Source organism: Paraburkholderia lebeckiae (assembly GCF_050436225.1).
Classification (GTDB): Bacteria; Pseudomonadota; Gammaproteobacteria; order Burkholderiales; family Burkholderiaceae; genus Paraburkholderia; species Paraburkholderia tuberum.
This window is the reverse complement of record NZ_JBNDLU010000001.1, coordinates 2,110,463-2,123,241: the sequence shown is the minus strand read 5'-3', so window position 1 is coordinate 2,123,241 and position 12,779 is coordinate 2,110,463. Positions and strand designations below refer to the sequence as shown.

Annotated in this window: 13 protein-coding genes; 6 read left to right on the top strand and 7 right to left on the bottom strand. The window is 64.6% G+C overall.

Going from position 1 to position 12,779, the window contains the following annotated elements; genetic code table 11:
• Positions 1 to 25: 25 nt before the first annotated feature.
• The 4 genes from OKW45_RS09910 to OKW45_RS09895 all read right to left on the bottom strand — a co-directional run bounded on the left by OKW45_RS09910 (position 26) and on the right by OKW45_RS09895 (position 4,587).
• Positions 26 to 661 carry a PqiC family protein gene (locus tag OKW45_RS09910; RefSeq protein WP_429467676.1) on the bottom strand — a complete coding sequence of 212 codons (636 nt, stop codon included), beginning with the start codon at positions 659 to 661 and terminating at the stop codon, positions 26 to 28.
• The gene (locus OKW45_RS09905) at positions 658 to 1,953 is read right to left on the bottom strand and encodes an MlaD family protein (RefSeq protein ID WP_429467673.1); all 1,296 of its coding nucleotides are present in this window, start codon (positions 1,951 to 1,953) and stop codon (positions 658 to 660) included. The genes OKW45_RS09910 and OKW45_RS09905 overlap by 4 nt, the downstream gene beginning before the upstream one ends.
• Positions 1,950 to 3,155, bottom strand: a complete 1,206-nt coding sequence (locus OKW45_RS09900) for a paraquat-inducible protein A (RefSeq protein ID WP_429467672.1) — start codon at positions 3,153 to 3,155, stop codon at positions 1,950 to 1,952. The genes OKW45_RS09905 and OKW45_RS09900 overlap by 4 nt, the downstream gene beginning before the upstream one ends.
• Before the next feature lie 304 nt (positions 3,156 to 3,459).
• Entirely contained in the window at positions 3,460 to 4,587 is a 1,128-nt protein-coding gene (locus tag OKW45_RS09895) for an L-dopachrome tautomerase-related protein (RefSeq protein ID WP_429467669.1), read from the bottom strand.
• 518 nt (positions 4,588 to 5,105) lie between these two features.
• On the opposite strand from OKW45_RS09895, the gene OKW45_RS09890 reads away from it, so the two are divergent.
• The gene (locus OKW45_RS09890) at positions 5,106 to 5,882 is read left to right on the top strand and encodes a hypothetical protein (protein ID WP_035471695.1); all 777 of its coding nucleotides are present in this window, start codon (positions 5,106 to 5,108) and stop codon (positions 5,880 to 5,882) included.
• Positions 5,883 to 6,024: 142 nt separating this feature from the next.
• Here OKW45_RS09890 and OKW45_RS09885 read toward each other — a convergent pair whose 3' ends face one another.
• Both OKW45_RS09885 and OKW45_RS09880 read right to left on the bottom strand, forming a co-directional pair.
• The gene (locus OKW45_RS09885; RefSeq protein ID WP_429467668.1) at positions 6,025 to 6,411 is read right to left on the bottom strand and encodes a BON domain-containing protein; all 387 of its coding nucleotides are present in this window, start codon (positions 6,409 to 6,411) and stop codon (positions 6,025 to 6,027) included.
• A gap of 55 nt (positions 6,412 to 6,466) precedes the next feature.
• Positions 6,467 to 7,042, bottom strand: coding sequence for a cysteine hydrolase family protein (locus OKW45_RS09880; RefSeq protein ID WP_429467666.1), 576 nt, complete (start codon positions 7,040 to 7,042; stop codon positions 6,467 to 6,469).
• A gap of 197 nt (positions 7,043 to 7,239) precedes the next feature.
• Between OKW45_RS09880 and ppnP the strand changes: the two genes are divergently transcribed.
• Complete coding sequence (gene ppnP, locus OKW45_RS09875) at positions 7,240 to 7,560, top strand: pyrimidine/purine nucleoside phosphorylase (RefSeq protein ID WP_018423358.1); 321 nt, start codon at positions 7,240 to 7,242, stop codon at positions 7,558 to 7,560.
• A gap of 257 nt (positions 7,561 to 7,817) precedes the next feature.
• Entirely contained in the window at positions 7,818 to 7,979 is a 162-nt protein-coding gene (locus OKW45_RS09870) for a hypothetical protein (protein ID WP_429467663.1), read from the top strand.
• A gap of 20 nt (positions 7,980 to 7,999) precedes the next feature.
• Here OKW45_RS09870 and OKW45_RS09865 read toward each other — a convergent pair whose 3' ends face one another.
• Positions 8,000 to 8,647: a DsbA family oxidoreductase gene (locus tag OKW45_RS09865; protein ID WP_429467660.1), complete on the bottom strand. Its 648-nt coding sequence runs from the start codon at positions 8,645 to 8,647 to the stop codon at positions 8,000 to 8,002.
• 214 nt (positions 8,648 to 8,861) lie between these two features.
• Between OKW45_RS09865 and OKW45_RS09860 the strand changes: the two genes are divergently transcribed.
• The 3 genes from OKW45_RS09860 (at position 8,862) to OKW45_RS09850 (ending at position 12,686) form a co-directional block, all read left to right on the top strand.
• The gene (locus tag OKW45_RS09860) at positions 8,862 to 9,590 is read left to right on the top strand and encodes a 2OG-Fe(II) oxygenase (protein WP_429467659.1); all 729 of its coding nucleotides are present in this window, start codon (positions 8,862 to 8,864) and stop codon (positions 9,588 to 9,590) included.
• Between the two features lie 104 nt (positions 9,591 to 9,694).
• Positions 9,695 to 10,597: a LysR family transcriptional regulator gene (locus OKW45_RS09855; RefSeq protein WP_018423354.1), complete on the top strand. Its 903-nt coding sequence runs from the start codon at positions 9,695 to 9,697 to the stop codon at positions 10,595 to 10,597.
• A gap of 133 nt (positions 10,598 to 10,730) precedes the next feature.
• Positions 10,731 to 12,686: an aconitase family protein gene (locus tag OKW45_RS09850; protein ID WP_429467656.1), complete on the top strand. Its 1,956-nt coding sequence runs from the start codon at positions 10,731 to 10,733 to the stop codon at positions 12,684 to 12,686.
• Positions 12,687 to 12,779: the final 93 nt, after the last annotated feature.

Here is a 12,779-nt window from a genome sequence, read left to right as displayed (position 1 = left end):
GCGGCAGCGAACTCGACGCCGTCGGTCAGTGCGCGACGACCGACGCCGCGATCCGGTCGGCCAATTCGCCGAGAACTCGGCTCAACGCGGCCGCCTGCGCGAGCGCATCGTGTCCATCGATCGCGGAGTCGAGCGTCACCTGCTGCCGCAGCAGCGCCTGATCCGAGTGCCCAGCCAGCAGCGTCCACTCCGCTTGCAGCGTCAGCGTGCCGCTCGGATCGGCCGTGGCATTCAGCACGGTGACGACCAGCGTGCGCGTGCCGGGCGGCGCGGGTGCATCCGGAACGACGAACGATCCGGCGGGCAGCCGCGTGAGCAAGTCCTGGGCAAGCGTTTTGCGCATCATCTGAGCGAGCGGTGCGCCCCACCGGGCGCTATCGTCGATCGTCAGCCGGTTCTGCGAAGCCAGCGTGACGACTTCGAGCCGATCGAGCACCGCGGGAATATGCACGGCGGTCAGTTGAATCGGTGGCATCGGCGCCGTGGCGGGCGGCGCGTCGGCGGGCATCGGGTTCAACGTCACATAGCGTGTCGGTATGCTGTGTCCGCACCCGGCGAGCGTCATCGCCGCGACGGTTACGACAAACGCCGCCGTCCTGACGCTCGTCGCGAGCGATGCCGCGACGGCGCGTCCGACGGGGAACGTCGACCTCGTCATCATTGAGCCTCCTGCTGTCTGCCATGGATCAGCGCCTCCGGATGGCGGTCGAGATAGTCGGCCAGTGCCCGAATCGAGCGTGCGGTGTCGGTCAGCTCCTGCATGGCGGCAGGCAGGTCGTTCTGGCTCGACGCATCGCCGCCTAGCGTCCGGTTCGCCGCGGCAACGGTGCGATCGGCCGCGTTCGCGGTGTCGCGCAATTGCGCGACCAGCGGACCGATCTGTGGCGAGACCTGCTGCAACGTGTGATCGATCTGCGCGACCGAGTGGTCGATGTGCGTCAGGCTGTCCTTGATCTGAGGCGAGGAACTGAGCGCGTTGATATGCGCGGCGATACTGCGGACCTGTTCGCCGGTTTGCCGGATCGGAAGATCGTCGATTTTCTGGATCACCTCGTTGGCCTTGGCCATCGTCGTGTCGAGATTCGCGGCGGCAACACTCGGAATGACGGGCAGGCCGTCCTCGCTGGCGAGCGTCGCGACCGGCGCGCCTTGCACGAAGTCGAGGTTGATCTTGTCCGCGCCGACGACCGGCGGATCTTGCGACAACCGCGCGCGCAAGCCTGTGGCGACGAGGCGGGTGAGCATGCCGTCGACGAGCGGGCGCCAGTCCCCGTTGGCCGGTGGCGGCGCGCCGACGATGCCAAGCTGCGACGGGTTCAGGGCGATCTGCACCGGGGTGCTCAGCGCGCCCGTGCGTGCGTCGTAGTTCAGGCGCACGCTGGTGACGGTGCCCACGTCGAAACCGCGCAATTGCACATCGGCACCACTCTTCAGGTCGCCGACGGCGCCCTCGAAGCGCACCAGATAGGTGACGACCGGGCCGTGCCCCGGCGCGAGCGCGGGGCGGCGATCGACACCCTCGAAATGCGATGCCGGTTCGCCGGGCCCGGGTTCCATCACGATCTCGGGGCCGGACAGCACTCCCTTGATCGACGCTGGATCGTTGAGATCCACGTGTGCGCCGCGCAGAAAAAACCTGGTCTCGCTGCGCAGATACTTTTTTTCGGCGCGATCTATCTTGAGCTCGGCTTGCACGTGTTGGCCATCGGGCGCGAGCGTAATCTCCGATACGGCGCCGACCTTGACGCCGCGCAGCGTGACGATCGTGTCGTCGGATTTCATGCCGTACGCGTTGTCGAAGGTTACCGTGACCGTCTCGCCCTGATGCATCAACGCGCGAACGCCGAGCCATCCGGCCATCGCGAAGGCTGCGACCGGCACCGCCCAGATCCAGCCGGGCCACGCGCTGCGCCGCACCTGGGCTTGCGAACGACGGGGACGCGTGCCGCTCATCGCTTGCTCCGCGGGTGGACGTCCCACATCAGGCGCGGGTCGAATGCGCGCGAAGCGGCCATCGTCAGCAGCACGACCAGCGCGAACGCGGTGGCGCCGATGGCGGGTCTCGCCGCGGCGATGCCGTCGAAGTGGATCAGCGGCACGAACGCGGCGATCGTGAACACGTCGACGAACGACCATCGGCCGAGTTCGTCGATCAGGCGGTACAGATGCGCCTTGACCCGCAGATGCCGGCGCGACCGGCGCCGAACGGAGACGACGAACCATGCCATGCCGAGAATCTTCGCCACCGGAATGACGATGCTCGTACAAATGATCAGAATGCCGAGCGGCCACAGGCCCGCATGGAACAGCTGGTAGACGCCGTCGATGATCCGGTGCGACTGGGTTCGCCCGAGTTGCATCGAAGTGGTCATCGGAAAGAAGTTGGCCGGGATCGTCAGAACGAGCGCGGCGAGCGACAGCGCGGCCGCGCGCACGACGGCGTCGGTTTTGCGGGCGCGCAGCGTCAGTGCGCAACGAGGGCAGGGGCGCCCCTCCTGCGACATCGGCACGACCAGATCGCAAACCGTGCAGGACAGCGGCGCTTCATGTTCCGGCAACTCGTTTTCCGCAGCGATCGCGCGCCACACCGTTCTCCGGTCGAGCGACGCGCGCGTGAGCATCGACAGCAGCGCCGCGGCGATGAAGCAGTAGCCGCCGGGGGCGATCGTGCCGGTCAGATTCTGCGTCACGCGCGCGTAACCGACGAAGCAGCCGACCAGATAGACATCGGGCATGGCCCAGATATCGAGCGAGGTGGTCCAGCGAAACAGCGCACCGATTCCTCTGGTACGCCGGCCGAGCCGCAGCGTGACGAGGACGATCACGAGGCCGCCAAAGCGGATGAATGGCAGCACGATACCGAAGGTGCCGAGCAGCACCGCGAGAATGAACCAGCCATCGTTCCACATCTCCACGATGCCCGACGACAGCAGTGATGAGCGCTCGACGCCGAGCATATGGACATACATCAGGGGCGCGAGGTTGGCCGGAAACAGCAATACGAAGGTCGCGCTCGCGCACGCGAGCGCCGCGGTCTGGCTTCGGCCGCTACGCCGCTCGAGCGGAAAGTGACAGGCGCGGCAACGCGCGTAGGTATGTGCGGTGAGCGGCGGGATGTCTTCGAGCGCGCCGCATTCGGGGCAGCCGATCGTCATGCGACGTTCTCCATCGGCTGTCCGTTTTCAGGCGGGCAGTGCGTTGCGAATGAGGTTTCGCCGATCATCCCTCGACCCCTGGCGCCGTTTGGCGCGTGCATGTACGGCAGACGCGCTGGCGCGCGCCAGCTCTTGTCCTCCACTAGCATGGCGCGTTCCCGGCCGGCCTCGGCGCGCCGGGCCGCACGGACGAACGGCGGCCGCGGTGTGGCGATGCGGCGTCAGTCGGGTGAGCGGGATGGTTCGACGAGGCGAGCATCCGCTGTGCCGGCAGAGCGCGCGACCGCGCGGTTCAGCCGCGTGCTCATCCACCCGCTGACGGAGCGGCGTCGGCAATGATCAGCAACCTCGAAGACAGCGCGTCGGGGTGGCCCGGCTTGAACCAGTTCATCTCGGGAATGCGTGAGTCGGTCAGGTAGATCGTGCCGTCCGGCCCTTCCGCGAACGTATCCGGCCATCGCAGGCCGGGCTCGTGCAGCAACGTCGTCAATGTCGCGCCGTCCCATACCTTCACCGCGTGTTCTTCGACCGCGGCAATCAGCAGGCGTCCCGTCCGGTCGATATGCAGGCCGTCGGCGGGGCGATGCTCGAGCACTTTCTCGACGCGGTTGCCGACTTCATCGGTCGCGAGCGCGGTGTCGCGAAGCGCTTCGGTGGGCACGCGGTAAAGCGTTTTGCCCTTCACGGCCTGCCAGTACAGATAAAGACCATCGCGAGTGAGCGCGATGCCGTCGGCCGAAAATTCGACGCCGCGTCCATCGGGACGCCGCAATGGTGCGCCGCCTGCATGGACCGTGACGCCCGGATCCGTTTGCGTCGACGGATGCCCGTCGAGCACGCGGCGCGCTTGACCGGTGCCGAGATCGACCACCACGATCGCGCCGCGTGTTCCAGAGTCCGTGATGTAGGCGAAACGGCCGTCGGGACTGATGCGCACGTCGTTCAGATAGCTGCCCTGAGGCCCGATTTCGAGCGTGAACGCAATGCAGCCGACGACGCTATCCGTCGCAAGATCGATGCGGACCAGTTTAGGGGCACCCGGCACGACGAACGCCTGGGCCGGCGCGCCGGGGTCGAGTACCCACAGGTTGTTTTGCGAATCGCACAGCATCGCCTGCACGCAGACCCAGCGATCCTGCGGGTTCAACTCCTCACGCCTGGCATTGCGCCAGCCGTTCCATCGATCGTCGGGATAAGGACGGACGTCGCCATCGGGCGTGAGTACGCCGACGGAGATCGGCGCGTCTTCTGTCCAGCGCGGGAAGTTGACGAAGATGCGTCCGTCCGCGGCGACGGCGACGCCGGTCACCTGGTGCCCGAACGACGCAATCTCGCGCAGATGCGGCAGAGAGCCGTCGTCACCGGCGCTCGATGCAGGCGCGGCGGTCAGTGGAACCCGATCCGCGGCGGTTGGCGTGGCGGTGTCTTTCATGGGCTGCCTCCGGGACAGGACGGAAATGTCCATATTCAGCAAAGCGAATGCCGCGTGCAAAGATAAAGTGAATCGTAATCCGCGAATCTTTCGGAAGGTATTCAACGTGAATTGCGGACCCTCCTTTATGCGAATTGTTTGACTTTCGCGCGAGCAGAGAATGGTAGTGCGCGCAATAGGGAAAGCCGAGTTGTCGCGTAGCGCCTGATCCGACATGGCGCGCTAAAAGGCCGCGTCGCTACTACGTCATTCAGGGCGAAGAGAATCGCTCCGCGGCGGCGTGCGGAACCGCCGTACCAGGCGGTCCATTTCGGCAACTCTGACTCTCAGGGTTTCTCCTGCCTCGCCTCTGGACCCGCCGTGTCACTCGTGCGCTACACCGCTCATTTGCAAAGAAAAAATAATGCCGACGTCAAAGGAATGTGCTAAAAAATAACAATTGCACGCGCAGACAAATAGCCACACCTGCAAGTAAAAATTTCGGCTTTCAATACTCTTAATCGGCCGTGAGGTGGATCATGAGAACAACGACGCTTTGGGGGCTCGGGGTGACGACGGTCGCTTCGGTGCTAACGCTGCAGTGTTATCCAGCGTGGGCCGACGGACCCGAAGCGGCGTATGCGTCCGACGACGAGGTGCCGGCCGGCTCGCTCAGTCCGAACGAGTACAAGGTCAATGCGGACGGCATGAAAGAGGATCCGAATGCGAAGATGTCGGACGTGGCCCGCGCGTATCGCAATGGCTATATCAACCGCGGCAAGCAGGATCAGGCCGATTACCAGGCAATGATCGACTCGCACAATCACGGTCAGCGGCAACCCGCCAGGACCGACGTCGCGCGGGTCGACGTGCCGCCGCTGCCGCCGGGCGTTCCCGAAGACGATAACTCGAAGTACACGAGTATTCCGCCGCAGCCTCAGAAGCCGCGGCCGGTCCAATACGCGCAGCGTCAGGTGCCGCAACCGCCGCCGCAACAGCAATATCAGCAGGTGTACCAGCAGCCGCAATACGCGCCGCCGCCAATGCAATACCAGCAGGCGCCGGCCTACGCGCAGATGCAGCCGGTCTACGACAACCAGCCGGTATACGTGCGGCAGGACTATCCTCAGCCGCCCGTGCAGTACGTGCCGGTTTATCCGCAGGCGCAATACGATGAAATGCCGCAGGTCGTGGAAACGGTGGTTCAACCGGCCGCGCCTGTCGCTTATCAGGTTTATCGTCCGCCGGTCTATTGGGCGCAGCCGCGCGTGTATGCGTATCGCGCGCCGGTCTACAGCTATCGTATGTGGCGTTGAGGTATTGCGCGAGTCGTGGCGGCGTTGCGCAGCAATGGAACGCCGCGGCGAATACTCGCACGCATCGATTGATTGGTCGATAGAAAGTACTCAGCCCGGCGCATTCGTGTCGGGCTGAGTACTTTCTTTTATTCGTTTTGCGCTAGTGACCGCTGGCACCTCTCGTGCGCACATTCAAATGGTTATGCACCTGTCTGACTCCGCGCACCGATCTCGCGACACTGCCCGCGCGTTGCACCTGAGCGCGCTGCGGTACCCAACCGGTCAGCGTCACGATACCGCGGCGCGCCTGCACGTGAATCGACGTTGAATGCAGGTTCGGCGTGCGTGCGAGCGCGCGCCGCACGTCGCGCGCGAGCTCGCTATCGGGTCTGTTGCGAGCAGGCGATGCCGCGATGGATTGGCTTTGCGCGGAAGCATCGTTCGGCATGCCGCCACTGGTTTGCGCATTCGCACAGGTCGCAGTGCCGATCGCAATCGCTGCCGCGGCAATGGCGCCAATTAGGGCGCTCGCGCTGTCTTTTCTCACAAGTCCTCCTGTACCACCTGATTGTCGCTCGCCGCGCAGCAGATCGACGTTGCGGCTATTGCGGTTGTCCGTTGCCCAATAGCGCGTCCGTCGTGACGACCGTGCAGTACTCGTGATCGAGATTGGCCAGTGACATCGCATGAACGTCGTCGGCACTGCGCCGCGTTCCGTTCCAGTCGGTCCGTGCAAAAGTGAAACAGCCGTCGGCCACGAGATATGTATCGAAGCCGAGGTTGCCGGCCATCCGCACCGTCGCCTCGACCGAGTTGTTGGTGATGACACCCGCCACGACCAGCGTCGAGTGGCCGGCGGCGCGCAGGCGGTCCTCGAGTCCCGTGCCGATGAACGCGTTATTCGTGCGTTTCGCAATCACAGGTTCGTCGGGCAACGGCACGTTCGACGCCTTGAATTCGTGTCCCGCCTGACCCGGCCGATAGTGCGACCCAGGCTCCGTCGAGTCGTGCCGCACATGCCACACCGGCCAGTTTCGGCTACGCCAATGCGCGAGCAAGCGGCTCATCTGCGTCTCGGCTGAGGGATTGTTGCGCTCGCCCCAGCTCGGATGATCGATCGCGCGTTGCAGATCGATCAACAACAATACGGCGCCGGCGGAAGGAGCAGGAGTGCGCATGGGTCGAATGAGTCTGTGTAGATGTCGATATGGTTCTGGCAGACTTTACGGTATTGCCGCCATCAATAGCCATTGTATGATGGCGGACTCGCGCCCGGCCGGAGCCCCGCGCGGGCGGCTTGCGCGGATCGCGCGCCGTCTGCCGCGCCCACCGGGCCGCAACGCATCCATTCACGATGACCCAGAGGAAAACCGCCATGACGGCTGCAACGCAATTCGACCAGGTTTCTGTTGTCAAACGAGCCAACGTGTACTTCGACGGCAAGTGCGTGTCGCACACCGTGCTGTTCGCCGACGGCACGCGCAAGACGCTCGGCGTGATCCTGCCCGGCGCGCTGAACTTCGGCACCGACGCGCCGGAGCTGATGGAAGTGCAGGCGGGCAAATGCCGCATCCGTCTCGACGGCAGCGACGAGTGGAAGACCTATGGCGCGGGCGAATCGTTCTCGGTGCCTGGCAAGAGCCGCTTCGATATCGATGTGGTTGAAACGCTGGACTACGTTTGCAGCTATCTGTAAGCGGCTTTAAGGCGCGTGCAATCGGATAAGACAGACCTGTTGCACGCAGCCGTGACGGCTTGGACAATGGGCCCAGGCTCTCTTTGCTCAAATGTGTTGAAGAGACAACACGCAAGCATTCGCGAGTGAATGCGTGAGCCAGGTGCTCAGAATGGGCCGTCCATTACGCTTCGCTTCGACGATGAACACCGCCGCCAGCACCGCCGCGCCCAAACAGAATCGTCGCGACCGCACGATCGACGTAGCCGTGCATCAGCGTGAATAGCGCGATCGACGCCGCCGCGGCAACCCGCCACGACGAACGAAAGACGCCGTCGATGAGCCGAGAATATCAGCGCGACCTGCCCGAAAAACATGATTGCCGCGCCGCCGACTATCAGCCCCCATCGGGGCACCTCGCTCCAGCTTCTTTTCGTTAAAAGCGTCAGCGCGTGCAAGATTACGCTGTCTCTTTCGCCACGATCTCCTCGATCACCTGCACGAATTGCTCGACCGGCTGGCCGCCGGTCACCAGATAGCGGCGGTTGAAAATGATCGACGGCACCGATTGAATGCCCATTTCCTGATTGTTCTTTTCCGCTTCGCGCACTTCATCGGCATACGCGCCGCTCGTCAGCACGTCGCGCGCTTCGTCGGCGCCGAGTCCTACCGACTGGGCCGCTTCGACCAGCACGTCATGATTGCCCGGATTCTTGCCGTCGGCATGATACGCGCGCAATAGCGCGAGCTTCAGCGGTAACTGGTGGCCCTTCAAGCCGGCCCAATGCAGCAGGCGGTGCGCGTGGAACGTGTTGTAGGTGCGGACGCGCGGACCGAAATCGAAGCCGACGCTCGCGCCGCGTTCGCGGATCATCGCCTGCGTTTCGGCGATCTGCGCGGCCGTGCGGCCGTATTTCTTGCCGAGATACTCGACGATGTCTTCGCCGTCCGGTCCCATCTGCGGATTCAGTTCGAATGGATGCACGACGATACGCGCGTCGATTTTGTCCTGAAGCCGCGCGAGCGCGAGCTGCAGCGACGACAGGCCGATCGCGCACCACGGGCAGGCGATGTCGGAAACAAAATCGATGGTGAGCTGCTGTTTCATGGTTGTCCTAGGCGGAATGAAGTGCGATGCGGCGGGGGCAAGTGCGGCCGCAACGATCCCGACAGCGTAGCGTGAATCGTTCGTCCGTGCAGTGCGGCTGAATTTGACCGCAAGACCCGGAGTGTTTTCCCGCCACCACACTCGTACACTAAACCCATCGAGCTACCTACTTTTGATGGCGCGGGCGACGAGCCCGGCCGCCCACTCATCGACGATGAACGCAATCGCTCCCACCCAAACGATCGACCAACGCGTCGACGCACTCGACTGGCCGCGGATCGAACACGATCTCGATCAGTACGGTTGCGCCGCCGTGCCGCAACTGTTGACGCCGCACGAATGCGACGCGCTGAGCGCGCTCTATACACGCGACGCGCTTTATCGCAGCCGCATCGTAATGGCGCGCCACGGCTTCGGTCGCGGCGAATACAAGTACTTTGCGTATCCGCTGCCGCGGCTCGTTGGCGGCTTGCGCGGTGCCCTTTATCCGCACCTCGTGCCGGTCGCGAACCGCTGGAACATGGCGATGGGCATCGACGTTCGCTATCCGCCGAAACATGCGGATTTCATTCGACGCTGCCATGACGCTGGCCAGGTGCGTCCGACGCCGCTGATCCTGCAATACGGCGAGGGCGATTTCAACTGCCTGCATCAGGATCTGTACGGCGAACACGTGTTCCCGCTGCAGGTTGCGGTACTGCTGTCGGAGCCGGGGCGCGACTTCACAGGCGGCGAGTTCGTGATGACCGAGCAGCGTCCGCGTATGCAGTCGCGTGCCGAAGTCGTGCCGCTCGCGAAGGGCGACGCGGTCGTGTTCACCGTGAACAGCCGGCCCGTGCAGGGTACGCGCGGGCCGTATCGCGTGAATCTGCGGCACGGCGTGAGCCGCCTGCGCTCGGGGCATCGGCATACGGTCGGCATCATCTTTCATGATGCGCTGTGAGGACCGTTGTCGGCGCAATGGCGCAACACCGCGTGCCGTGAGACGATAATGGCCACGATTCCAGCGATCTACCGCCATTGTCGTAAGACCCGTCGCCTCGTCCCATGGAAAACCTGCTCAAGAAACTCGATCTGACTTCGCTGCGTCTGTTCGTCGCCGTTTGCCAGGAGCGCAATATCGCGCGCGCGGCGGAGCGCGAGTTCATCGCGTCGTCGGCGGTGAGCCGGCGCATCGCCGAGATCGAGGCGCTGATCGGCCTGCCGGTGATTCAGCGGCAATCGCGCGGCATTACCGTGACGCCGGTCGGCGAGACCGTGCTGCGCTACGCGCTCGCGATCATCGGCAATATCGAGCAAATGAGCGCGGAGTTGTCGCGCTTTTCGACAGGCGTCAAAGGGCGCGTGAGGGTGGTTGCGAATCTGTCGTCGATCGTGCAGTTTCTGCCTGAAGACGTGGCCGCGTTCGGCCGCGCGTTCCCCGATGTATCGATCGAACTCGAAGAAGAAAACAGCGCGGACGTGCTGCGTATCGTCGACGAACACGGCGCGGACTTCGGCATCTGCAATCCGGTTGCTGGCAGCGAGGCGTTCGAGCAGGTGCCGTACCGGCAGGACCGGCTCGCGGTGCTCGTGCCGGGTGGGCATCGGCTCGTCAGCGCGGCGCGGGTGAACTTCGACGATCTGTTGCACGACAGCTTCGTCGGCTTGCGCAGCGAAAGCGCGCTTATGCGTTTGCTCGCGCAGCAGGCGGCAAGCGCGGGGCGGCAGCTCGACGTGCGGATGCGCGTGAGCAGTCTCGATGCGCTGTGCCGGATGGTGCATGCGGGGCTCGGCATCGCGATCGTGCCCGAGCCGGTCGGCCTGCTCTACGTGAACACGCTCGACGTGCGGCTGCTGCCGCTTGCCGATGCGTGGGCGGAGCGTCATCTGATCATCATCTTCAAGGCGCGCGAGCAGTTGAGCGCGAGCGCGGCCGCGCTGGTGTCGTTCCTCGGCAATCCGCCTTAGACGATTCCACCACCCGCACTCCGCGCCGCGGCTCCGCCATCGAGCATTCGCGAAACGAGACGGCAGCGTTGCCGCACCGGCACTTCGGCATCCACCTTGCGCGCCGTATAGTGAGCGCAAGGAGAATGCAGTGATGAGCGATACGATTCGTTTGGACGGCCGCGTGCTGTACCTGTCGCAGGACCCGGCCGTGGTCGAGGCGCAACTGGCCGGCGAAAACTTCACTCGCGACACGGCGGGGCCATTGCGCGACAACGTGTCGACGGACGAGATCACGCCCGTCACCGTAATGCTCACCTACGACGAGCGCCTCGGCCAGTACCCGTACGTCGGCTTCAAGGCCGGCGAGCGTCTGCCGATCGGCCGCAATGCGGTGAAGGACGGCGGCTTTCGCGTGACGGTGGCCGGCAAGCGCTACGGCAAGGGCTCGTCGCGAGAATCGAGCCCGCTCGCGGAGTTGTCCGCAGGCATTCGCCTGATCGTTGCCGAGAGCTTCGAGCGTATCTATCAGCAGAACTGCGACAACATCGGTATTCTGACCACGACCGATTTTTCCGTGCTCGATCGCCTGCTTGCAGGCGCTGCGGTGCCGATCGACGAATTCCTGAAAGGCCGCGACTCGCTCGCGCAGCAGATCATCCGCAGCGGCGGGCTGCTCGCGTATAGCCGGTTTGCGGAGTGGCCCGCGCCCGGCGGCCGCGCGAGCGATGCCCCGAACGAGGCGCCGGGCGCCGAGCCGAAAACGCTGGTCGAGAAGATCATCGACCGTCATCTGCATCCGGGCACCGCGAGCGCGCAGCGCGGCGACGGCGTGTTCATCGCCGCCGACTGGCGCTTCAGCCACGACTATTTCACCGGCATGTGCGCGCATCTGATGCATCGCGCGTTCGGCAAGCCCGCGCCGCTGCATGCGCCGGATCACATCATCGCGTTCCAGGATCATCTGGTGCTCGCGCCGCAGAGCATCCCTCACGTGCGCGACGGTCTGTTGCCGGGCGTCGCGAATCTGATGGAAGGCCACACGTCGTTTTCGCGCGACTACCCGGTGCGCTCGCACGGTGCGCTCGATGGTGTGCCCGGCTCCGAGGGCATCTGTCATGCGTTGATGGCCGAGCAATACGCGCTGCCGGGCCAGGTAGCATGCGGTACCGATTCGCACACGCCGCATTCGGGCGCGCTCGGCTGCCTCGCATTTGGCGCGGGCGCGACCGAAATCGCCAATAGCTGGGTCACGGGCTACGTGCGCTGCAAGGTGCCGGAGACGCTGCGCATCGAGATCGACGGCCAGTTGCGCGACGGCGTGACTGCGAAGGACGTCGTGCTGCATCTGCTGCGGATGGACGCGATTCGCTCGGGCGGCGCGATCGGCCTCGTGTTCGAATACGGCGGCGCGGCGGTGCGCGCGATGTCGATCGACGAACGCGCGACGCTGACCAACATGGTCGCGGAACTCGGCGGCTTCACCGGCATCGTCGAACCGGACGAGCGCACGATCGCGTTCCTGAAGGAGCGGCGCGGCGTCGATTTCGTGCTGGAAAGCTGGATGAAAAGCGACGCGGACGCGACCTATCGCGACACGATCCATATCGATGCGAACGCGATCGAACCGATGCTCGCGCGTCCGGGCGACCCCGGCAATGGCGTGCCGGCGCCGTGGCTCGAACAGGACGTCGCGATCGATATCGCGTACGGCGGCTCGTGCACCGCGGGCAAGCGCGAGGACTTCGATTTCTATCACGAGGTGCTGCGTTGGGGCGTCGAGCACGGCCTACGGGTGCCCGAGCGCACGCGTTTGTATCTGCAATTCGGCACGATGGCGGTGCGCGCGTATTGCGAGGAGCGGGGCTATCTGCCGGTGTTCGAGCGCGCGGGCGTGACGCTCGTGATGCCTGGCTGCGGCTCGTGCGCAAACTGCGGACCGGGACAATCGGCCAACCCGAACGATGTGACGATCAGCGCGATCAACCGCAATTTCCCCGGCCGATCGGGACCAGGCGACGTCTGGCTCGCGAGCCCGTACACGGTCGCGGCGAGCGCGCTGGCCGGGAAAATCACCACGTTCGAACAATTGCAACGCGGGCACGGCTAGAATGCTGGCCGGACTCCGGCCGACCCATCGTGGCGCGTGCGACGCGCGACAAGACGCAAGGCCGGCATCGAACCGGCCGCGGTAAGCGATCAG